Source organism: Kaistia defluvii (assembly GCF_026343955.1).
In the GTDB taxonomy this organism is placed as follows: domain Bacteria; phylum Pseudomonadota; class Alphaproteobacteria; order Rhizobiales; family Kaistiaceae; genus Kaistia; species Kaistia defluvii.
On sequence record NZ_JAPKNI010000001.1, the window covers coordinates 767196 to 788700 of the forward strand.

General features: G+C 65.6%; 17 protein-coding genes and 1 riboswitch. Of the genes, 5 read left to right on the top strand and 12 right to left on the bottom strand.

Annotation, left to right across the window (positions count from 1 at the left end; genetic code table 11):
* The first annotated feature begins 16 nt into the window (after positions 1-16).
* The gene (rpoH, locus tag OSH10_RS03530; RefSeq protein ID WP_266330162.1) at positions 17-934 is read left to right on the top strand and encodes an RNA polymerase sigma factor RpoH; all 918 of its coding nucleotides are present in this window, start codon (positions 17-19) and stop codon (positions 932-934) included.
* Positions 935-1118: 184 nt separating this feature from the next.
* Positions 1119-2927, top strand: coding sequence for an adenylate/guanylate cyclase domain-containing protein (locus OSH10_RS03535; protein WP_266330163.1), 1809 nt, complete (start codon positions 1119-1121; stop codon positions 2925-2927).
* 65 nt (positions 2928-2992) lie between these two features.
* Here OSH10_RS03535 and OSH10_RS03540 read toward each other — a convergent pair whose 3' ends face one another.
* The 7 genes from OSH10_RS03540 to OSH10_RS03570 all read right to left on the bottom strand — a co-directional run bounded on the left by OSH10_RS03540 (position 2993) and on the right by OSH10_RS03570 (position 11507).
* Positions 2993-3937, bottom strand: a complete 945-nt coding sequence (locus tag OSH10_RS03540) for an ABC transporter substrate-binding protein (protein ID WP_266330164.1) — start codon at positions 3935-3937, stop codon at positions 2993-2995.
* 26 nt (positions 3938-3963) lie between these two features.
* A complete protein-coding gene (locus tag OSH10_RS03545) occupies positions 3964-4761 on the bottom strand; it encodes an ABC transporter permease (RefSeq protein WP_266330165.1) in 798 nt (265 codons plus the stop codon).
* A 65-nt stretch (positions 4762-4826) separates the two neighbouring features.
* Positions 4827-4932, bottom strand: a riboswitch (TPP riboswitch).
* Between the two features lie 51 nt (positions 4933-4983).
* Positions 4984-5901, bottom strand: coding sequence for a lipid kinase YegS (gene yegS / locus OSH10_RS03550; RefSeq protein WP_266330166.1), 918 nt, complete (start codon positions 5899-5901; stop codon positions 4984-4986).
* Between the two features lie 43 nt (positions 5902-5944).
* The gene (locus OSH10_RS03555) at positions 5945-7711 is read right to left on the bottom strand and encodes a hypothetical protein (RefSeq protein WP_266330167.1); all 1767 of its coding nucleotides are present in this window, start codon (positions 7709-7711) and stop codon (positions 5945-5947) included.
* A gap of 51 nt (positions 7712-7762) precedes the next feature.
* Positions 7763-9055 (bottom strand): adenylosuccinate synthase, encoded by a 1293-nt coding sequence (locus tag OSH10_RS03560; RefSeq protein ID WP_266330168.1) that lies wholly within the window; start codon positions 9053-9055, stop codon positions 7763-7765.
* A gap of 150 nt (positions 9056-9205) precedes the next feature.
* Positions 9206-10864, bottom strand: a complete 1659-nt coding sequence (locus tag OSH10_RS03565; RefSeq protein ID WP_266330169.1) for a mucoidy inhibitor MuiA family protein — start codon at positions 10862-10864, stop codon at positions 9206-9208.
* 130 nt (positions 10865-10994) lie between these two features.
* A complete protein-coding gene (locus OSH10_RS03570; protein WP_266330170.1) occupies positions 10995-11507 on the bottom strand; it encodes a ClbS/DfsB family four-helix bundle protein in 513 nt (170 codons plus the stop codon).
* A 160-nt stretch (positions 11508-11667) separates the two neighbouring features.
* Here OSH10_RS03570 and OSH10_RS03575 point away from each other — a divergent pair, with 160 nt between their 5' ends.
* A complete protein-coding gene (locus tag OSH10_RS03575; RefSeq protein ID WP_266330171.1) occupies positions 11668-12597 on the top strand; it encodes a DMT family transporter in 930 nt (309 codons plus the stop codon).
* A gap of 267 nt (positions 12598-12864) precedes the next feature.
* Here the strand turns inward: OSH10_RS03575 and serA are convergent, their stop codons facing one another.
* Both serA and OSH10_RS03585 read right to left on the bottom strand, forming a co-directional pair.
* Positions 12865-14451 carry a phosphoglycerate dehydrogenase gene (serA, locus tag OSH10_RS03580; protein WP_266330172.1) on the bottom strand — a complete coding sequence of 529 codons (1587 nt, stop codon included), beginning with the start codon at positions 14449-14451 and terminating at the stop codon, positions 12865-12867.
* 194 nt (positions 14452-14645) lie between these two features.
* Positions 14646-15818, bottom strand: a complete 1173-nt coding sequence (locus tag OSH10_RS03585) for a phosphoserine transaminase (protein WP_266330173.1) — start codon at positions 15816-15818, stop codon at positions 14646-14648.
* A gap of 168 nt (positions 15819-15986) precedes the next feature.
* Between OSH10_RS03585 and OSH10_RS03590 the strand changes: the two genes are divergently transcribed.
* Positions 15987-16109, top strand: coding sequence for a hypothetical protein (locus OSH10_RS03590; protein ID WP_266330174.1), 123 nt, complete (start codon positions 15987-15989; stop codon positions 16107-16109).
* A 129-nt stretch (positions 16110-16238) separates the two neighbouring features.
* Here the strand turns inward: OSH10_RS03590 and OSH10_RS03595 are convergent, their stop codons facing one another.
* Together OSH10_RS03595 and glmM are read right to left on the bottom strand one after the other, a co-directional pair.
* Entirely contained in the window at positions 16239-17015 is a 777-nt protein-coding gene (locus tag OSH10_RS03595) for an outer membrane protein (RefSeq protein WP_266330175.1), read from the bottom strand.
* 290 nt (positions 17016-17305) lie between these two features.
* Positions 17306-18649, bottom strand: a complete 1344-nt coding sequence (gene glmM, locus OSH10_RS03600) for a phosphoglucosamine mutase (protein ID WP_266330176.1) — start codon at positions 18647-18649, stop codon at positions 17306-17308.
* A gap of 295 nt (positions 18650-18944) precedes the next feature.
* On the opposite strand from glmM, the gene OSH10_RS03605 reads away from it, so the two are divergent.
* On the top strand, positions 18945-19505 hold the full coding sequence (locus OSH10_RS03605) for a cysteine hydrolase family protein (RefSeq protein WP_266330177.1): 561 nt from the start codon (positions 18945-18947) through the stop codon (positions 19503-19505).
* 66 nt (positions 19506-19571) lie between these two features.
* On the opposite strand, the gene ftsH is transcribed toward OSH10_RS03605, so the two are convergent.
* Entirely contained in the window at positions 19572-21494 is a 1923-nt protein-coding gene (ftsH, locus tag OSH10_RS03610) for an ATP-dependent zinc metalloprotease FtsH (RefSeq protein ID WP_266330178.1), read from the bottom strand.
* Positions 21495-21505 lie beyond the last annotated feature (11 nt).

The following is a 21505-nucleotide window of genomic DNA, read 5'->3' on the forward strand; positions in this document are numbered from 1 at the left end:
AATGGAGGGGGCACATATGGCTGCCAGAGCAAGTCTTCCTGTCATCGCGTCCGGCGAAGCCGGACTCTCACGCTATCTCGACGATATCCGCCGCTTTCCCATGCTGGCGCCGGATGAAGAATATATGCTGGCCAAGGCCTACAAGGAACATGACGACCGCAGCGCGGCGCATCGGCTGGTCACCAGCCATCTGCGTCTCGTCGCCAAGATCGCCATGGGCTATCGCGGCTACGGCCTGCCGATCGGCGAAGTGATCTCCGAGGGCAATGTCGGCCTGATGCAGGCCGTGAAGCGGTTCGAGCCCGAAAAGGGCTTCCGCCTCGCGACCTACGCCATGTGGTGGATCAAGGCCTCGATCCAGGAGTACATCCTGCGGTCGTGGAGCCTGGTCAAGATGGGCACGACGGCCAACCAGAAGCGCCTGTTCTTCAATCTGCGCAAGATGAAGAGCCAGATCCAGGCGCTCGAGGAAGGCGATCTGAAGCCGCATCAGGTCGAGCAGATCGCCACCAAGCTCGGAGTCACCACCGAGGACGTCATCTCGATGAACCGTCGCCTCGGCGGCGACGCGTCGCTGAACGCGCCGCTGCGCGCCGACACCGAAGGCGGCGAGTGGCAGGATTGGCTCGTCGACGACAGCGACAACCAGGAAACCATCCTCGCCAACCAGGAGGAGGCCGACAACCGTCGCCAGCTCCTGCGCGATGCGATGGGCGTCCTGAACGAGCGCGAGCGCCGGATCTTCGAGGCGCGCCGCCTTGCCGAGGACCCGATGACGCTCGAGGAACTCTCGTCCGAATTCGGCGTCAGCCGCGAACGCGTGCGCCAGATCGAGGTCCGCGCCTTCGAAAAGGTGCAGAAGGCCGTCAAAAGGGGCGCCCGGGATCTCGAGCGCAACCATGGCGAGGACGAACTCGCCGCGACCGACGCCTGAGCTTCAGGCGCCGGTCCCGCCGCGTTTGGCGACATTTCTGCCAACGCGAGAGACTTTCGACTTTCCCGACAAACGAAACCGTTGCGAAAGCCGCGGCGATGCTGTATGCGGCTGATAGGCGCATGCCCCAGCGTAAGCTTCGGCGGGCCGCATTACTCATCCAATCCGGTGTCGGGGAACCACCATGGCGCGCGCGCGTCGTCGACTGACCGTCATTGCTGCGCTGGACATGGTCGGCTACTCGGAGCTGATCCAGCGGGATGAACTCGGCGCGATCCGCGAAGTCCGCTCGATCTACCGCAATCTCGTACGCCCGACGATTGCCCGCTTTGGCGCCCACATCATCAAGACGATGGGCGATGGCGGGCTGATCGAATTCCCCAGCGTGCTTGACGCGGTCGAATGGACCATGGCCTTCCAGACCGGCATGGCCGCCCGCAATGCGGCGCGCGATCGGGCGCCGATCGAAGTCCGGGCGGCGATCGTGCTCGCCGACCTGATCCTGACCGATGATGATCGCTTCGGCGCCGCGATCGGCTTTGCGATGCGGCTGCAGACAGCCGCGCCGCCCGGCGGCATCGCCATCACCCATTCCGTGCGCTGGCAATTGCTGGGCGAGCCCGCCGCCGCGTTCAAGCCGGCCGGTTTCCTGTCGCTGCGCAGCATCCCCTACCCTGTCGAAGCCTGGTTCTGGATGCCCGAGGGCAAGCCGATGCCGCGCCGCGTACCGACGGCGGGGCAGACGCTGACGCCCGGCAGCCTCGCGGTTCTCGCCCTGAAGCCGGCGGAGGCGCCGGATCTCCGCCCGCTCACGGTCGTGCTGCCGTTCGACGACCTTTCCCCGCGCGCCGATCATGAATCCTTCGCCGATGGCGTGGTCGAGGAAATGACCGCGACCCTGTCGCGCGTGCGTGACATTCGCGTCGTCGCCCGCAATTCCGCCTTCACCTACAAGGGCAAGCCGACCGACGTCCGCTCGCTCGGCCGCGATCTCGGCGTGCGCTATGTGATCGAGGGCAGCGTGCGCCAGTCCGGCGAGATGCTGCGCGTCACCGCGCAGTTGGTCGAGGCCGAGACGGGCGCGCATCTGTGGTCCGGCCGCAAGGACGGGACCATCCACGACCCGCTCGCCCTGCAGGACGATGTCGCGACGCTGGTCGCGGGCGCGCTGCGCCCCGCCATCCGCACGGCCGAGATCGAACGGTCCAGGCGCAAGACGTCGGAGACACTGAAGACACATGACCTGATCCTGCAGGCCATGCCGCATTTCTGGGCGCATCGGCGCGAGGACAATGCCGCCGCCCTGGCGCTGCTCGAAAAAGCGCTGGCGATCGATCCGCGCTCCAGCGGAGCGCTCAGCCTGAAGGGCTGGTGCCTCAGCCAGCAGATCACCTATCTCTGGTCCGAGGATCCCGTCCGCGATCGCGCCGAGGCCCTCGAATTCGCGGAGCTGGCCGCCGAACTGGCCGAGCCGGATCCGCTCGTCATGACCGCGATCGGCGCCACCTTCTCCATCCTGCATACCGACCAGTCGCGGGCGCTGCTCTTCATCGAGCGGGCCCTGGCGCTGGACAGTACCTTCGCCTGGGCCTGGACCCGGCTTGGTTACGCCCAGGCCTATTCTGAGGGTCCGGAACTGGGCATCGAGAGCTTCGAGAAAGCGATCGCCTTGAGCCCGGAGGATCCGATCCAGTTCAATGCCTTCGCCGGCATGGCCACCTGCCACTTCCTGCTCGGGCATTATGCCGAGGCGGCGCATTGGGCAGCGCAGGCGCTGCACGGCCGCCCCGGCATGGTCTGGGCCTATCGTCTGCTCGCCACCTCGGCGTCCCTCTCCGGCCAGACGAGCCTCGCACGGCATGCCGTGCGTCGGTTGCTCGCCGAGAACCCGGCCCTGACCCTGGCCGGCGTACGGGCCGGCATCCAGAACCTCGCCGGCCCGGCGCTGGATCGCTACATGGAAGGCCTGCAACTGGCGGGCCTGCCCGATTAGGCGCAGCGAGCCCGCCAACCCAGGCCCTTCCCGCTATGCGGGGAGACGGGTCCCTTCTGTAGAGCCTAGCGCGGGGCGATCGCGTAGCTGTCGATCGGCGGGATCGTATCCAGGAGGCCCCTCGCCTTCATGAACGCGGCGAACCGGTCATAGCGCCCGATGTCGAGCGCGGCCGGCCGCTTGGCGAAGCGCGGCAGGGTCGCGGCGAACGACTCGCGATTCAGCTTGTCGTCCAGTTCCTTGTGCGACTTGACGAACATCGCCAACGCCTCGTCCGGATGATTGGTCAGGAAGATCGTCGCGTCCTCGACAGCGGAGAGGAAGCGGGCCATGCGCGGATCGCCGCGCAATTCGTTGCGCGTCACATAGATCAGTTCGTCATAGGCCGGCACGCCATGCTCCTCCGGAAAGAAGGCGACGCCCGGCTTGCCCTCGATGCCAAGCTGGATCAGCTCGACATTGCGATAGCCGTCGATCACCGCGTCCACCTGGCCGGACATCAGGGACGTCGAGAGGTTGAAATTGACGTTGACCATCTCGACGTCCTTCTCGGACAGGCCGACCGAGTTGAGGATCGCGCCGATATAGGCATTCTGCAGGCTGGCGACCGAATAGCCGACCTTCTTGCCCTTGAGATCCGCCAGGGACTGGATCGGCCCATCCTTGAGCACGATCAGCGCGTTGAGCGGCGTCTCGATCAGCGTGCCGATGCGCGTCAGCGGCAGGCCTTCCTTTACCTGGAGCATCAGGTCGGGCTGATAGGTGATGGCAATGTCGGCCTGGCCGGCGGCGACCAGCCGCGGCGGGGCCGAAGCATCGGCCGGCGCGATCATCTCGACGTCGAGGCCATGCTTCTCGAAGAAGCCGGCTTCCTTGGCGATCACCAGCGGCGCGTGGTCGGGATTGTAGAACCAGTCGAGCAGCACGGTCAGCTTGTCGGCCGCGTGGACAGGTCCGATCGTCAGGGCCGCTGCCAGACCGAGCGCCGCGAGCCGGATGAAGGGTTTCATGCGTTTTCCTTTGCAGATGCAGAACGTTAGCGGAGGGTTTCTGGCGCCCAGGGGGCGATATGGCGGGTGGCGATCTCGACGACGGCGCGGACCAGGACGGCCATGGCGGCGAGGATGACCAGAGCCGCGAAGACGACATCGGTCTGCGCCCGGCCATTGGCCATCAGCATGGCGTAGCCAAGCCCGGACGACGCGCCGACCCATTCGCCGATCAGCGCGCCGACCGGCGCATAGACGGCGGCAACCCGCAGCCCGGAGGCCAGCGCCGGCAGCGCGTCGGGAACACGCAGATAGAGGATTTCCTGCCAGCGCTTCGCCCGGTAGAGCCGGCTCAGATCGACGAGCCCGGCCTCCGTCCGCGCCAGACCGTCATGGAAGGCGGAAGCAACGGGGAAGAAGATCGCAATCGTCGCCATCACGATCTTCGAGCCGATGCCGAAGCCGAACCAGAGAACCAGCAAGGGTGCGATGGCGAAGACCGGAAACGCCTGGGTGACGATCAGCAGCGGCATCAGGATGCGGCGGATTGCCGGCACGAAGGTCATCACCAGCGCCAGCACGATGCCGGCCAGGGCGCCGGTGATCAGCCCGGAGACCGTCTCGATCAGCGTGGTGACGGCATCGCGCCGCCAGAGATCGGGGCGCTCGACCAGGGCGCGCCAGACGCGCGAGGGCGGCGGCAGCATGAAGGGCGGCGGCGCGAAGATGAGGATGACCGCCTGCCAGATGGCGACGAGCGCCACGGCGACGACGAGAGCCCGCACGATGCCGGCGATCCAGCCGCGCCGCCCGTCTCCCGCTTCAAATTCAGCCCTTGCCGCCATGGCGAAGCCGCTCCTCCGAAATACGGACGAGACCATGCCAATAGCGATGGGGGACGAGCAGACGTCGCGAACCAGCTTCCCGTCCCTTCGCCGGCATGACCCGGATCAGGTTCGAAGGGTTCGGCCCTAGGCCATCTCAGCTCGCGTCCGCGAACACCCCTCGGAATGGCCGAAGCATGGCCGAGGATGCGTGAACGTGCAAGGCCCGCGGCCGAAGAGCAGCTATGCAGTGCCGTTCAACGGCGTCGGACCGAGATGGACGCGGAGGGCGGAGGGGCGGCATTCGACGCGGAAGTGCCGCGTCCTCACAGGCTCGCCGTCGAGGTTGATGTGCAGTTCCTCCTGCGAATCGAATTCGATCCAGGAACTGCGGGTCTTGACCTGAAGGCTTTCGACTGCCGCCGCGCCCTGCCGCAGGATCTGCGTGAAGGCATCGAGCCGGGCGTCGCCGACCAGATCCGGCAGGATGGTGAGGTCGAGCAGGCCATCATCGATCCGCGCCCCGGGACACAGCACGATGCCACCGCCGGCCTGGCGGCCATTGCCGATGGCAAGCGCCAGGAAGCTGCCTTGCCACTCCAGGCCTTCGGCGCGGAAACGGCCCTGGCTCGCGGACAATTCGCGAAACCGGGTCACGCCGGTGACGACATAGGCGAGACCACCCAGACGTCGCTTGAGTTCGGGATCGGTCTCGACGGTGACGCGCGACCCGAACCCTCCGGAGACGAGATTGATGAAGACGCGGCCATTCAGGCTACCGACGTCGATTGGCGACGCCGGCGCTTCGACGACCAGCCGAAGCGCGGCGGTCAGGTCGTCGACGGGAATGCCGGTGGAATGGGCGAAATCGTTGGCGGTGCCGAGCGGCAGGATCCCGAACGAGCAGGAATCGGGCGGTCCCGCCGCCAGCGCAGCGGCGAACACCTCGTTGACCGTGCCATCGCCGCCGCCGGCCACGATGCAATCCACGGCGCCACGATGAGCCTCGGCGACGGAGTCACGGGCGAACCGGGTGGCGTCGCCCACCTCCCACGTCACGCGAACCTCGACGACATGACCATCGGCGCGGACGGCGCCGACCGCTTCGCGAACGCGCGGATCGCGCGCAGCCTTGCCATGCAGGATGAGCCGGATCTTCATGGGTTCATCCTGACGAGGGTTCATCCTGGCGAGGCCGGAGACGCTACTTGTTGCCCCAGGCGGTCATCGCCTTGTCGAAGACCCGCTGGCCCGGAGTTCCCTTCTCGAATGTCAGGATCGCACGCTGATCGTTGTTGTAGACCAGCGGCAGGTCGATCCAGTTGCGCTCGCGCATCAGCCCGACATTCTGGGTCAGCGGACCGGCATCGTTCGAGAAGGCGATCCAGAAGAAGCCATCGGCGACCTTGGCGGCGGCGCCGTCGAGCGGCTGGCCACGCGATTCCTCGGTCGGCTTCATCACCAGCGCCGGCACGGACTTGATGCCGCCGCCGGCGAAATCGGCCGGCGTATCGACGACGATCTCGACGAGATGGCTGGCGGGAAGCGCCGGGTCGTTGTTCTTCCGGATGTTCAGCGTCACCTTCATGTTCTTCTCGGGAACATCCAGATTGGCCTGGATTTCCGGACCATTCGGCGAGTTGGCGTTGAACTTCCACGTGACGTTGGCATTCACGATCTTGACGTTCTGGCTGCCATCGGTCGGCTGTTCGTAGAGAATGGCCTTTTGGGCGACCAGCGATTCATCGGCGGTGCCCGCGTCCGAGGCGCTCGACGGGGCGGGAGCAGGCTCGCTGGCTGCGGGTGCCGCAGCGACGGGGCCCGTGCCCTCCGGCGTCATGACGCCGGCGAGCGGATCGGCTTCTTCGCCATCCGTAGCTGGCTGCGCCTCGACCGTGCGCACCGCCTTGGGCGCCTCTTCCGGGGCACCGCCCAGGCGATCCGCATTCTTGCTGCTGACGGGAGCGGATGCGGTCGGAACCGCGTCCTCGCTGAGAGTCGGCTTGGCGCCGGTATCGGCGGAAGAAATCAGGTCGCCGATGACATCCTTGACCACGCCGCGCTGCGACCAGGCGAGCGCGGCAATGCCGCCCAGCATCAGGCCGATCAGCACCAGCAGGATGAGGGTCGGCCAGCGCGACGGCTTGGCGCGCTCGACATAGACGGCGGGGCGCTCCACATCGCGGTTGCGCTCGCGGCGCGACGCCCGGCGCTCGCGCGGCTCGTCGAGACCGTCATTGTCCATGGGCGTGACGCGCATCGGCTCGGGCGCCCAATCGGCGTCGGCGCTGAAATGGCGGCCATCATCGCGATCGGCATCGACATCGAAGCGCGGCTCGTCGATCGGATCGGCGGCCACCATGGGCGGCTCGCGACGGCCCTGCGGCGCGGCGCGATCATAGGCGCTCGGCTTGGTGGGCGAAACCTGCGGCCATTGCGGCTGCACCGGCGGTGGCTGCCGCACGGGCGGCGCAGGCGGCGCCTGCTCGGGTTCGGGTTCGTGCCAGACGGGTTCGGGTTCAGGCTCCTCCCCGTCATCGATGTCGGAATACACATCCTGCGGAGGCGGCGCGGGCGGCGGCGCGACAGCTGCCGGCGCCGGGGACGGCGCGGGCGGCGGCGGCGGCGCTACGGCCTCTTCCAGCTCGTGCTCGAGCTCGTCGGCATATTCGGATTCGTCCAGCGATTCCGGCTCGGCGGGAACCGCCAGCGCCTCGGCAACGGCCGCCGCGGCGCTGACGCGAACCGGAGCCGGGCGCGCGGCGCTCGCCTCGCGCTCGACCTTGCGGATCGCCTCTTCCAGTTCCAGGCGCTGGCGCGAGATCTCGGACGTGGTCAGCGGTGGGTCGATGGATTTCAGCTGTCCGATCAGCGCCGTGCGCGCCTTGTCGTAAACTGAACGACGCGCGTCGCCGGATTCGCTCTCGAACCCGGAAACCGCCTTTTTCAATACCGCGTAATAGTCGGTCATCGTCCCATTCTACTAACTACACGTCCGAACCGGCGCCTGTGATCGACAACCTCAGTCCTGAAACGGATCCTGAACCAGAATTGTATCGTCACGTTCCGGACTGGTCGACAGGAGCGCAACGGGCGCGCCGATCAATTCCTCGACGTGGCGGACATATTTTACGGCCTGCGCCGGCAAATCGTTCCAGCTACGGGCACCGGCGGTCGTATCCTTCCAACCTTCCAGCGTCTCGTAGATCGGCTCGACCCGGGCCTGTGCGGCCTGCGAAGCCGGAAGATAGTCGATTTCGCGACCATCCAGCCTATATCCAACGCAAATCTTGATTTCTTCAAGGCCGTCGAGAACATCGAGCTTCGTCAGCGCGATTCCGGTGATGCCGGAGGTGCGGATCGTCTGGCGCACCAGCACGGCGTCGAACCAGCCGCAGCGACGCTTGCGGCCCGTGACGGTGCCGAATTCATGGCCGCGCGTGCCGAGGAAATCGCCGATCTCGCCGGTCTGCTCGGTCGGGAACGGGCCCTCGCCGACGCGCGTCGTATAGGCCTTGGTGATGCCGAGCACATAGCCGACCGCGCCCGGACCGACGCCCGAACCCGTCGAGGCCTGGCCGGCGACGGTGTTGGACGAGGTCACGAACGGATAGGTGCCATGGTCGATGTCGAGCAGCGCGCCCTGCGCGCCTTCGAACAGGATGCGCTTGCCGGCGCGGCGCTCGCGGTCGAGCAGCTGCCAGACCGAATCCATGAACGGCAGAACCTTGTCGGCGACCGAGGCGAGCTCTTCGTAGAGCGTCTCCGCCAGAATCTCTTCCTGACCAAGACCACGGCGCAGCGCATTGTGATGCGCCAGCAGCCGCTCGATCTTGTCGCGAAGCGCCGGTAGATCGGCGAGATCCATGACGCGGATGGCGCGACGGCCGACCTTGTCCTCGTAGGCCGGGCCGATGCCGCGCTTGGTGGTGCCGATGCGGGTGCCGGAATTGCTGTTTTCGCGGAACGCGTCGAGCTCGCGGTGCAGCGACAGGATCAGCGCGGCATTCTCGGCGATGCGGAGATTGTCCGGCGAGACGGCAACGCCCTGTGCGGCCAGGCGGCCGATCTCGGCCACCAGCGCATGCGGGTCGACGACGACGCCATTGCCGATGACGCCCATCTTGCCCGGACGCACGACGCCGGACGGCAGCAGGCTGAGCTTGTAGGAAACGCCGTCGATGACGAGCGTGTGGCCGGCGTTATGTCCGCCCTGGAAGCGCACGACGATATCGGCGCGCTCGGAGAGCCAGTCGACAATCTTGCCCTTGCCTTCGTCGCCCCATTGCGATCCGACGACGACTACATTCGCCATTGAGACTTCCCTTTTCGACGTCCAGCCACTGCCTGTGCCGCAATGCGCGGCGCGCGATAGACTTCGCCCCGGCAGGCCGCCAGGACGAAGCGCGCGGACTATATAGACTCCCTCTGCCCGGCGCGACCCCCGCCGGAGCATGTCAGGCCCTCAATTCTCCCAGAATACGTCCTGATCGGCCGGCCAGCTGATGGCAAAGGCGTGGGTGATCTCCTTTGTTTCGCCGGCGGCATAATCATAGCCCCAGGCCACCACCCCGCGCCTGCCGTCCACGGCGCGCGCGGTCGGCGGCGTCGCCTCCGGCAAAGCCTGCACGGTTATGGTCTTGGCCTCGGATACGGGAAGCTGGTCCAGCACCACGATCGCGATCGGCCGGGCGTGCCGATTCTCGACCTGGATGCGATAGCGTCGCTCGTCGGTCTTCTCCGACGAGATCAGCCCGCGCTCGCCGGTCTTGCGCTCCAGCGTCGTGCGGGTGACGGCGACCTTGTCGTCAATGCCGAAGCCCAGCGTCAGCTCCGCATTGGGCGCGGTGAAGGCAAGCGGCACGGTGCCCGCGAAAGCACCGTCGCGATACAGCACCGCATGGCCGCCGACATAGGGCGCGCCGGACGTATTGCGGAAGCGCGCTGTCAGATAGGCGGCATCGCTGACTGCCGGCACGGCGCGCACCTCCAGCGTCGGCGCGAGTTTCTCCGTGGCGATCCGCACCGATCGGCTGCCCTCCCCCGAAGCGACCGTAACGGGATCCGTTATCCGGTACTCGGCGCGGAAGTCGCCGAAATCGCCGACCGCCTCGGCCTGGAATATCCCGTCGGCGGCGCCGCCAGCGGCCTCCATCTTGGAGCGCGCCGGGGGAACGGGCGCGGGGCGCGCCAGAGCCATCGATTCGCGCGCCTCGTCCTGGGCGAAACGCGGCGCGAAGCGCACGACGCTTTCGCCAAGCTCCGGCGGCTGCGTGCCTTCCGCCGGCCGCGTCGTCGACAGCGTCAGCGCCACGCCGGACCAATTCTCGCCTGTCTCCTGGTGCAGTTCGGCCCGGCGGACCAGTTCCAGCTTCGGCTCGGCCGCCGATTCGCCGAGCGCGAGCGAGATGTCATAGGCCGGGCTCCAGCCCGCCGATTGCGTGCGATAGCCGAGCGTCAGCTTGCCGGTCGCCGCCTGATTGGCCAGCAGCTCGATCCGCGCCTCAAGCTTTGGTGCCGCAACCGGCAGGTCGTCCAGCGCGGCCTGCCGGGTCGCGAGCGTCTTCTCGATGCCGCGCCGGTCGATGGCGATCGCCGCGCGCTGCTGGTCGATCTTCTCCCGCTCGAGGCCGAGACCTTCGGCGGTCTGGACCCAGTCGCCGATCGACTTGCCCTCGGCCATGCCCTTGGCGAGCCCCTGCGGCACGCTCTCGGCCAGCTGGTCGATGAATTTCACGCGCAGATCCAGCGCCGCGCGCTTGTCGTCGAGCGCGCCGAGCCGGTCGCGCAGCGCCTCGATCTCGGCCTCGATCGCCGCGCGCGCCGGATCGGCGTCCGCATCCGCCTTGGCGGCGCGCGTCTCGACCGAACGGATGGTGACGCCGCCCGCCGCCAGGCCCTCGACCCGCAGGCTGTCGGCGACCATGTCGGCCGGCAGGTCATCCGCCACCAGCACGCTGACGCCGGGCGGCACCGAGAACGCAGCCTCGCGAAGCACCGCCGCCCCTTGCGGATGCACGGTCACGGCGGTGATCCGGCTGCCGAGCGGCAGATCGGCGGCGTGCACATTCGCACTGGAGGCGGCCAGCACCGCCAGCGTCAGAGCGAGGATTGTCTTGGCCATCGGGCTTCCCCTACATGATGAAGCGCCGCCACCCATGGAACGCCGGCGCGCTTCCTGCCGCATAACGCGCGATTGTGGTATCGCCGCGCCACAATTGCGCGAATTCCATGAAAAGCGGCGCTGCACCGTCTCAGGCGATGCCGTTTTCCTTTTTCCATTTGCGCAATCGTCCCCGTGCGTTGGCATAGGGCGAGGATGTGTTGAACTGGATCATCCGGCCCATGGTGTAGGTCTCGTACCAGGGGGCGCCATAGAGCGCGGCATCGTTCTGGCGCTCGATAAGCTCGATGATACGGGCCTTGGCATCGGCGAGACGCCTCAGCAATTCGTCGAAGGGCACGTCCTCGTAGTCGGCGTAGAATTTCTGCGCCAGCGCACCGAGCTGGTTCCATCGATAGCCGGTCTCGGGAAAATCGACGGGCAGGCCGGCGTCACGCCGCGCATGCCACTTCAGCACAAGCTCGTTCCACCCCGTCAGATAAGCGACGAGATCGTGCACGCTGATCCGCGTATCCCGGACATGCCCTTCCAGCGTCTTTTCGGCCGTCCGGCCGGACGGCACGGTCGAGAGGTCCTGCATCAGCCTGGCGAAGCTGGATTCGATCGCCTCCACAAGCTCAGCCTTGCTGGTCGGAACCGCCATGAACCGTGTCTCCATCCTCATCAGCCCGAAGGCATAGCCATGCCGCCGCGCCGGTGCAAACCCGGACAAGGAAGGTTCCCGGCAACCCGGCGGGGCGTTGGCGCTTGGCAGCGACCGCCCGACAGCGCTATCCAGACGTTCCGCTGTCCGAGGCCAGTTCATGTCATTGCTTTCGCGAGCCTTCGCCTGGTTGTTCAACCGGCCCTATCTGCTGCTCGCCCTCACCTTCCTGTTCTGGGCGATCAACATCGTGCTCGGCCGTTATGTCGCCGGCAGCATACCGCCGGTCGCGCTGGCGCAGGTGCGCTGGGCCGGGGCATCGCTGATCATCCTGCCCTTCGCCTGGCCGCGTCTGAAACGCGACTGGCCGGCGATCCGCGGCAGCTTCGCCGTGATGCTTCTGCTCGCCGCCTCCGGCATTGGCGCCTACAACACGCTCGCCTATTACGGGCTGCAATATACCGAGGCGCTGAACGGCCTGCTGATGCAGTCGATCGCGCCGCTGGTCATCGGCCTCTGGTCGCTGATCCTGTTCCGCGATCGCATGACGGCGGCCCAGATCACCGGCGTCTGCCTGTCGCTTGGCGGCGTCGTCCTGATCATCTGCCGCGGCGATCCGGGCGTTCTCCTGCACATGACGCTCAATATCGGCGACATCATCATGCTGGTGGCGATCAGCTGCTACGGCTTCTATTCGGCCCTGCTGAAGAAGGGGCCGCGCATCCACTATCTGTCGATGCTGGGCTTCACGATACCCGCCGGGGCCGCGATGATCCTGCCCTTCTGCCTGTGGGAGATCGCATCGGGCAAGGTCATGCACGCGACGCCGCTGACCTTCGCGGTGCTCGCCTATGTCGTCGTAATACCGTCGGTCGTCGCCTACATGTTCTTCAATCGCGGCGTCGCCCTGATCGGCCCCAACCGCGCCGGGCCGTTCTTCCACCTGCTGCCGGTGTTCGGCTCGATCATCGCCATCCTGTTCCTCGGCGAACAGCCGCGCTGGTACCACGGCGCCGGCTACGCGCTGATCCTTGGCGGCATCGCGCTGGCGCAGCTGAGCCTCGCCAGGATTCGGTCGTTCGGGCGGTAGCTTTCATTTCCTGTCTTTCCCGCTGTCTCGCCCGCTTCCCCACCCTCGCCGTCATCCCGGGCGCAGACCCGGGATCCATTCAGCCGGGTTTCCAGCCGCGTCAAACGCCTTAAAAACGGGGCTGCATGGATCCTCGCCTTCGCGAGGATGACGGCGGTGGCGGGTCGAGCCGCCGGCTCTTGCTGCGCGAAAGCCGCTGAAAACACAGACAAAGAAGGGGCGACGGTTGCCCGTCGCCCCTCTTCATTCCGGCAATAGAGCCTGGTCTCAGAACGTCAGGCGCTTGGCCTGGACCACGCCTTCGAGCGCGCTGACGCGATCGATGACGCTGTCCGAGATCGCCTCGTCGACTTCGATCAGCGCGATCGCATCCTCGCCGGCAGCCTTCCGGCCGAGATTGAAGGTGGCGATGTTGATGCCCTCGGAGCCAAGCAGGCTTGCAAAGCGGCCGATGAAGCCCGGCTTGTCCTTGTTGGTGACGTAGAGCATGTGGGGACCGAGCTCGGCCTCCATGTTGATACCCTTGATCTGGATGATGCGCGGCTTGACGTCGCCGAACACCGTGCCGGCAACCGAACGCTCCTGGCGCTCCGTCGTCACCGTCAGGCGGATGTAGTTCTCATAGGCGCCCTGCTGCTCGCGACGGACCTCTTCCACCGCGATGCCGCGTTCCTTGGCGATGGCCGGGGCCGAGACCATGTTGATGGTCTGGAGCTGCGGCCGCAGAACGGCGGCGAGCGCGGCGGCGGTCAGCGCGCGGACGTTCATCTCCGCGACCTCGCCTTCATATTCGAGCTTGATCGCCTTGATCCCGGTTTCGGTGAGTTGGCCGGCGAACGAACCGAGCTGCTCGGCGAGCTTGACGAACGGCGTCAGGCGCGGCGCTTCCTCGGCCGTGATGGAAGGCATGTTCAAGGCGTTGGAAACCGCGCCCTTGACCAGGTAGTCGGCCATCTGCTCGGCAACCTGCAGCGCGACATTCTCCTGCGCTTCCGTGGTCGAGGCGCCGAGATGCGGCGTGGCGACGACGTTGGGCAGGCCGAACAGTACGTTCTCGGTCGCGGGCTCCTCCTCGAACACGTCGAAGCCGGCGCCGGCAACCTTGCCGGATTTCAGCGCCTCGGCGAGATCCTTCTCGACGACGAGACCGCCACGGGCGCAGTTGATGATGCGGACGCCGTCCTTCATCATCGCGATCGCCTTGGCGTCGATGATGCCGCGCGTCTTGTCGATCAGCGGCGTGTGCAGGGTGATGAAGTCGGCGCGGCGGAACAGTTCCTCCAGCTCGACCTTCTCGACGCCGAGATCGATGGCGCGCTCCGGCGACAGGAACGGATCGAAGGCGATGACGCGCATCTTGAGGCCGACGCCGCGCTCGGCGACGATCGAGCCGATATTGCCGCAGCCGATGATGCCAAGCGTCTTGCCCGTCACCTCGACGCCCATGAAGCGGTTCTTCTCCCACTTGCCGGCCTGGGTCGAGGCATTGGCTTCGGGGATCTGGCGCGCGGTCGCGAAGATCATCGCGATGGCGTGCTCGGCGGTGGTGATCGAATTGCCGAAGGGCGTGTTCATCACGATGATGCCCTTGGCGGTCGCGGCCGGGATGTCGACATTGTCGACGCCGATGCCGGCGCGGCCGATGACGCGAAGGTTCTTCGCGGCCGCGATGACCTTCTCGGTCACCTTGGTGTTGGAGCGGATGGCGAGACCATCATAATTGCCGATGATCTCGAGCAGCTTTTCCTTGTCCTTGCCGAGGTCCGGCAGATAGTCGACCTCGACGCCACGATCCTTGAAGATCTGGATGGCGGTCTTGGAGAGCTTGTCGGAAATGAGAACGCGCGGTGCCATAGTGCTGATGTCCCTGGTTACCTACCGCCGACGTCATCCCGGACGAGCGAAGCGAAGATCCGGGATCCATACAGCCGAAGCCTTGGGCTGAATGGATCCCCGCTTCCGCGGGGATGACGCCTGAGGGGCGGAGACGCTGGTACGAAAAGTGGAATGTCTGGAGATGACGGGGCCGAAGCCCCGCCTCTGGAAGATCAGGCGGCCTGAAGGGCGGCCTTCTGCGATGCGAAGGCCCAGTCGAGCCACTCGGTGACGATGGCGAGGTCGGATGCCTCGATCGTCGCACCGGCCCAGATGCGAAGGCCGGCGGGCGCGTCGCGGTAGGAACCGATGTCATAGGCGACGCCGGCCTTGTCGAGCGCGGTCGAGACGGCCTTGGCGAAGGCGGCCTGCGCCTTGTCGTCGAGCGCCTTGATCGCCGGATCGGTGATGATCAGACAGACCGACGTGTTGGAGCGCGTGTTCTCGACAACCGGCAGGAAATCGATCCAGCTGGTCTTCTCAACCCAGTCGGCCAGAACCTTGAGATTCGCGTCGGCGCGTGCCTGAAGGGCCTTCCAGCCACCGAGCGCCTTGGCCCAGTTGAGCGCATCGAGGTAATCCTCGACCGCGAGCATGGACGGGGTGTTGATCGTCTCGCCGACGAAGATGCCGTCGATGAGCTTGCCGCCCTTCGTCATGCGGAAGATCTTCGGCAGCGGCCAGGCCGGCTTGTAGGTCTCGAGCCGCTCCACCGCGCGGGGGGAGAGAATCAACATGCCATGGGCGCCCTCGCCGCCGAGAACCTTCTGCCAGGAGAAGGTCACGACATCGAGCTTGTCCCAGGCGAGATCCTGCGCGAACGCGGCCGAGGTGGCGTCGCAGATGGTCAGGCCGGCGCGGTCGGCATCGATCCAGTCGCCATTCGGAACGCGGACGCCCGAGGTGGTGCCGTTCCAGGTGAAGACGACGTCACGGTCGAAATCGACCTGGTTCAGATCGGGAAGCTTGCCGTAATCGGCGGTAAAGGTGCGGACGTCTTCCAGCTTCAGCTGCTTGACGACATCGGTGACCCAGCCCTCGCCGAAGGACTCCCACGCCAGCATGTCGACGCCGCGGGCGCCGAGCATCGACCACAGGACCATCTCGACGGCGCCCGTATCGGAAGCCGGCACGATGCCGATGCGATAGTCGGCCGGCACGCCGAGCACGTCGCGAGTGAGGTCGATGGCGTTCTGGAGCTTGGTCTTGCCGATCTTGGCCCGGTGGGATCGGCCGAGGGCCGCATCCTTAAGCGCATCCAGGGTCCAACCAGGACGCTTGGCGCAGGGGCCGGAAGAATAGTTTGCGTTCACCGGCCGGCGGGCGGGCGTAGCGAAGTCAGCCATTTTCTATCCTCTCAGATAGTCAGCGCCTCGTTGGGGAGGCGTGTCCCGCCGACGCGTTTACGCCTGGGCTGGAGGGAAAGCAAGACGAGGATAGAGATTTTGTCGATCGGCCTCTCGCGGCTAAATGGGGTAGCGCTGAAATTCGTTCACCCGCGCTCGAGAGGTCCCATGACGATCGACGGCAAGCCCCCGCGCCGCCCTCCCTACCGTCCGTCCGGGCAACTGGTCCTGCTCGTGCTCATCGTGATCCTGACGATCCTGCAGGCGGCGAAATCGCAGGGCTGGATCTAGCGACAGCGATGGGGCCGAGCACGATCGCCACGCCCTGAACGAAAAAGCCCGCCACGGCGCCGTGGCGGGCTCTTCCTGAAAATGCCGTGCCGGGGCGAGCCGGATCTTCCGGCCTGCCGGGCGAGCCGATCAGTTGAACAGGTAGCGGATGCCGAAGTTCACATCATGCGACGTGATGTTCTTGAACTTGAAGCCGTCGTTCGGCCGCGAATAGTTCGGGTCGATGTTGTAGGCCGTCGCGGTCTTGGCGTTGCCGAGATCGGTGTAGCTGTAGCCGAGATCGAAAATGAGGTTCTCGGTCACCTTGAAGCCCAGGCCGGCATGCAGCGCCCAGGCAAAGTTCCACTGCGACGCGCTGCCGGCATAGCCGCCGGCATTCATTTCCGTGTTCACGTCGCGAAAGCCGGAAATCGTGTTGCGCGACGTGCCGATGCCGGCACCGACATAAGGTGTGATGCCGTGATAGGTGCCGAGATCGACATAGCCATTGGCCAGGAACAGCCATTCCGACTTCTGCCCGGTGTAGTCGTCGCTATAGGGCGCGCCCTGTAGCGGCGTCACGCGCTGCGTCGCGGAGAAATCCGCCTTGCCGCGATACTGGCCGGTCAGGTCGGCGCGGAACCAGTCGTTGAACTGATAGCCGGCGCCGAGGCTGAAGGTCGGGGCGGACGAGAAATCGCCCTTGTTGATCCATTCGGTCGCGTAGCCGGGCGTCTCGAAATACTGGTAGTCGAGATTGCCGAGCCGCTGGTTGCTCATGCCGATCGCGCCGCGCAGGTACCAGCCGCCGGTTGCCAGCGGCACAGGCTCGACATAGGCCAGGTCCGCTGCCATCGCCACGCTGCCTGGAGCTCCAAAGCCAAGGCTCGCCGCAATCGCGAGGGCCGCTATTCGAGATCTGGTCATCCTTATCCCCCATCGAAGGCCGGACCACGTCGCGCGCGATCCCGAAACTTTCATGGGACGGAATTTCAGTCCGAACCTTTTAACATTGGATTAACTACACCGCTTAACCCAGATCTTTCCGTCGCAACGGAAGGTTAAGCATAAATTTCGCGTCAAAAGTGCTGTTCCCGAGCTCGACACATCCTCCTGCCGCGGGCACCTCCTGCCCCCCCGGATGGGAGCGAAGTCCGCCACAGCATCGCAAGATGCGCCTGCGGCGGACGCCATTGGCGAGGACAGGGCGCGATCGCTCAGGCGACCTGCTTCAGCGCGCCGATGATGTCGTCGACCACGGCTTCCACCAGGGCATGATCGTCGCCCTCGGCCATGACGCGGATCAGCGGCTCCGTGCCCGAGGGCCGGATCACCAGGCGACCCGAGGCGCCAAGCCGGGCCTCGCCCTCGGCGATGGCCGCCTTGACGCTCGCCTTCTCCAGCGGCTTGCCGCCGCCGAAGCGCAGGTTCTTGAGGATCTGCGGCACCGGCTCGAAGCGGCGGCAGACTTCGCTGACCGGCTTGCCGGTCTTGCGCACGACGGCAAGTATCTGCAGCGCCGAGACAAGGCCGTCGCCCGTCGTCGAGAAGTCGGACAGGATCAGATGGCCGGACTGTTCGCCGCCAACGTTGAAGCCGTGCTGGCGCATATGCTCGACGACATAGCGGTCGCCGACCTTGGTGCGCGCGAGGCTGAGGCCGATCGAGCCCAGAAAACGCTCCAGGCCGAGATTGGACATGACCGTGGCCACGATGCCGGGCTGCGACAGAAGCCCATCCTCGGCCCAGGACTGCGCGACGACGGCCATCAGCTGGTCGCCATCAACGACCTCGCCATTCTCGTCGACGATGATGACCCGGTCGGCGTCGCCATCCAGCGCAATGCCGATATCCGCCCGGACCTCGTGCACCTTCTTGCGTAGAGCATCCGTCGCCGTCGAGCCGACATCGAGGTTGATGTTGAAGCCGTTCGGCTCCGCGCCGATGGTGATCACCTCGGCGCCGAGTTCCCAGAGCACGTCTGGGGCAACCTTGTAGGCGGCGCCATTCGCGCAATCGACGACGATGCGCAGGCCGGCCAGATCCAGCGTCTTCGGCAGCGTCCGCTTGGCGAATTCGACATAGCGCTCCTGCGCGCCATCAATGCGCTTGGCGCGGCCGAGATCGCGCGATTGGGCCAGACGGTCCGACAAGTCCTCTTCGATCAGCGCCTCGATCTTGCGCTCGGTCTCATCGGAAAGCTTGTAGCCATCCGGACCGAACAGCTTGATGCCGTTATCCTCATACGGATTGTGCGAAGCGGAGATCATGACGCCAAGATCGGCGCGCAGCGAGCGGGTCAGCATGGCGACAGCCGGCGTCGGCATCGGACCGAGCAGGAAGACGTCCATGCCGGCGGCCGTGAAACCCGCCGTCAGCGCCGGCTCGATCATGTAGCCGGACAGGCGCGTGTCCTTGCCGATCACGACGCGGTGCCGATGGCCGCCATTCCGGAACGCCAGCCCCGCCGCGATCCCCACCTGCAGCGCCAGTTGCGGGGTGATCGGGAAGGTGTTGGCCTTGCCACGAATGCCGTCGGTACCGAAGAATTTGCGAGCCATGCGTCGAATCCGTCTCCTAAATCGCCGGCAGTCTTAACCCAGCATTGCGGCGAAACCGTTCAAAAATCATAAGCAGTTGTTACAGGCCCGGCCGCGGCAACCAGCCCTCGCTGCGGAGACCACCTCACCCGCTCTATTTCCTTGACCATAAGGTCTAGTTTTCATTGAGCAATTCGGCGAGATCGGATGTAAATTGGTTCGGGAGCCGAATATTTCAGCCGGATATGCAATGTGCGTTTCCCTGCACCGGGCGAGGTGGCAAGGGGGGCTTCCCTTGCCAAATCAGGAGCAGGATATGAAGGCCCTCATCATCGTCGACATGCTGAACGACTTCTACTCGGGCGTGCTTCAGAATGAAATGCACGCCTCGAAGATCGTGCCGGTCATCGCCAGGCTGATCGATCATGCCCGCGGCAATCCGGAATGGATGGTCGTCTATTCCAACGATGCGCATCGCGCCGACGACGCCGAGATCGCCGTCTGGGGGCCGCATGCCATGGCCGGGACGCACGGTGCCGACGTGATCGACGCGCTGAGGCCAATTGGCGCGGCGCGCGAGATCGTCTCCCCCAAGCGCTTTTACGGCGCGTTTGACGAGACCGGCCTGCATGAAATCCTGCAGGGCTATGGCGTCACCGACGTCGTCATCGTCGGCCAGCACACGCATTGCTGCGTCCGCCACTCCAGCTATGGCGCGTTCATCCGGGGCTATGGCATCGAGATCCCGACCGACGGCGTCTGCGTGTTCGACGGCGTCGACAACCAGGCGGCCATCGAATACCTGCGCACCATCTATGGCGCTACGATCACCGATTCCGAAACGCTGATCGGCACGTCGGCCAGCAAGGCCGCCTGAGCCCGGCAACCGGACAAGAAAAAGGGCGGGACCTCGGTCCCGCCCTTTCTTTGTATTGCCTGTCGATCAGACCTGCGGCTGCGGCTCGAGGCCGGTATCGCCCTTCGGGCGGGGGCCACGGGTCGTCGGCACCACCGAGGGACGCGACGGCGGGACATCGTCCCCGGTGTCGCGGATCGGCGGCTTGCCTTCGAGGAGGTTGCGGATCTCCTCGCCCGACAGCGTCTCGTATTCGAGCAGCGCTTCCGCGATGGCGATGAACTTGTCCCGGTTTTCCGTGATCAGGCGACGCGCCTCGCTCTCACCCTCTTCGATCAGCTTGCGCACTTCCTCGTCGATGATCTTGGCGGTCTCGTCGGAAATGTTGGTCGATTGCGAGACCGAATGACCGAGGAAGACTTCCTGCTCGTTCGAACGGTAGCGCACGCGGCCAAGACGCTCCGACATGCCCCACTCCATCACCATGGAGCGCGCGAGCCCGGTCGCCATCTGGATGTCGCCCGAGGCGCCGGTCGTCACCTTCTCCGGACCGAAAGTCAGGATCTCCGCCTCGCGACCGCCGAACAGCATGATCAGGCGCGACTTGGCCTTCTCATAGGTCCAGTTGTAGCGATCGGATTCCGGCAGGGTCATCACCATGCCGAGCGCACGGCCGCGCGGAATGATCGTGGCCTTGTGGATCGGGTCGATCGTGCCCGAGAGCAGCAGCGCGATGATCGCGTGGCCGGCCTCGTGATAGGCGGTGTTGCGCTTCTCTTCGGCGGTCATGGCCATCGACTTGCGCTCGGCGCCCATCATCACCTTGTCCTTGGCGTCCTCGAACTCGGCCATGGTGACGATGCGCTTGTTGCGGCGGGCCGCGAGCAAGGCACCTTCATTGACCAGGTTCATTAGATCGGCGCCGGAGAAACCGGGCGTGCCGCGGGCGAGCGTCTTCAGGTCGACGTCCGGCGCCATCGGCACCTTGCGGGCATGGACCTTCAGGATCTTCTCGCGGCCGATGACGTCCGGGTTCGGGATCATGACCTGGCGATCGAAACGGCCGGGACGCAGCAGCGCGGGATCCAGCACGTCGGGACGGTTGGTCGCGGCGATGATGATCACGCCTTCGTTCTGCTCGAAGCCATCCATCTCGACCAGCAACTGGTTCAGCGTCTGCTCGCGCTCGTCATTGCCGCCGCCGAGACCGGCGCCGCGATGACGGCCGACCGCGTCGATTTCGTCGATGAAGATGATGCAGGGCGAATTCTTCTTCGCCTGCTCGAACATGTCGCGCACGCGGGACGCACCGACGCCGACGAACATTTCGACGAAGTCGGAACCCGAGATGGTGAAGAACGGCACATTGGCTTCGCCGGCGACGGCGCGGGCCGTCAGCGTCTTGCCGGTACCCGGAGGGCCGACCAGCAGCACGCCGCGCGGAATGCGGCCGCCCAGACGCTGGAACTTCTGCGGGTCACGCAGGAACTCGACGATCTCCTGAAGGTCTTCCTTGGCTTCGTCGACACCGGCGACGTCGTCGAAGGTGACGCGGCCATGGGCTTCCGTCAGCAGCTTGGCCTTGGACTTGCCGAAGCCCATCGCCTTGCCGCCGGCGCCGCCCTGCATCTGGCGCATGAAGAAGATCCAGACCGCGAGGATCAGGAACATGGGGAACCACGAGATCAGCACGCCGATCAGCGAGGTTCCGCCTTCGGTCGGCGGCTTCGCCGTGATCGAGATGCTCTTGTTCTCGAGGCGCTTGACCAGATCCGCGTCATTCGGCGCGAAGGTCTGGAAGCTGGAATTGTCAGTATAGCTGCCGGAGATCTGCTGCCCGGCGATCACCACGCTTTTGACTCGGCCGCTGTCGACGTCGCTCAGGAACTGCGAATACGCAATATCCTGGCCGGCGGCGCGCGGTCCCGGGTTCTGAAACAGGTTGAACAGGGCGATCAGCAGCAGGCCAATAATGACCCACACTGCGAAGTTGCGAAAATTCGCGTTCATCAGAATCCCTT

Bases quoted from the DNA above. Each gene is read 5' to 3' on its own strand.
- glmM (WP_266330176.1), bottom strand. From the start codon at position 18,649: ATGGCTCGCAAATTCTTCGGTACCGACGGCATTCGTGGCAAGGCCAAC.
- yegS (WP_266330166.1), bottom strand. From the start codon at position 5,901: ATGAAGATCCGGCTCATCCTGCATGGCAAGGCTGCGCGCGATCCGCGC.
- OSH10_RS03570 (WP_266330170.1), bottom strand. From the start codon at position 11,507: ATGGCGGTTCCGACCAGCAAGGCTGAGCTTGTGGAGGCGATCGAATCC.
- OSH10_RS03555 (WP_266330167.1), bottom strand. From the start codon at position 7,711: ATGACCGACTATTACGCGGTATTGAAAAAGGCGGTTTCCGGGTTCGAG.
- OSH10_RS03575 (WP_266330171.1), top strand. From the start codon at position 11,668: ATGTCATTGCTTTCGCGAGCCTTCGCCTGGTTGTTCAACCGGCCCTAT.
- serA (WP_266330172.1), bottom strand. From the start codon at position 14,451: ATGGCACCGCGCGTTCTCATTTCCGACAAGCTCTCCAAGACCGCCATC.
- OSH10_RS03535 (WP_266330163.1), top strand. From the start codon at position 1,119: ATGGCGCGCGCGCGTCGTCGACTGACCGTCATTGCTGCGCTGGACATG.
- OSH10_RS03605 (WP_266330177.1), top strand. From the start codon at position 18,945: ATGAAGGCCCTCATCATCGTCGACATGCTGAACGACTTCTACTCGGGC.
- rpoH (WP_266330162.1), top strand. From the start codon at position 17: ATGGCTGCCAGAGCAAGTCTTCCTGTCATCGCGTCCGGCGAAGCCGGA.
- OSH10_RS03540 (WP_266330164.1), bottom strand. From the start codon at position 3,937: ATGAAACCCTTCATCCGGCTCGCGGCGCTCGGTCTGGCAGCGGCCCTG.
- OSH10_RS03585 (WP_266330173.1), bottom strand. From the start codon at position 15,818: ATGGCTGACTTCGCTACGCCCGCCCGCCGGCCGGTGAACGCAAACTAT.
- OSH10_RS03590 (WP_266330174.1), top strand. From the start codon at position 15,987: ATGACGATCGACGGCAAGCCCCCGCGCCGCCCTCCCTACCGTCCGTCC.
- OSH10_RS03560 (WP_266330168.1), bottom strand. From the start codon at position 9,055: ATGGCGAATGTAGTCGTCGTCGGATCGCAATGGGGCGACGAAGGCAAG.
- OSH10_RS03545 (WP_266330165.1), bottom strand. From the start codon at position 4,761: ATGGCGGCAAGGGCTGAATTTGAAGCGGGAGACGGGCGGCGCGGCTGG.
- OSH10_RS03565 (WP_266330169.1), bottom strand. From the start codon at position 10,864: ATGGCCAAGACAATCCTCGCTCTGACGCTGGCGGTGCTGGCCGCCTCC.
- OSH10_RS03595 (WP_266330175.1), bottom strand. From the start codon at position 17,015: ATGACCAGATCTCGAATAGCGGCCCTCGCGATTGCGGCGAGCCTTGGC.
- ftsH (WP_266330178.1), bottom strand. From the start codon at position 21,494: ATGAACGCGAATTTTCGCAACTTCGCAGTGTGGGTCATTATTGGCCTG.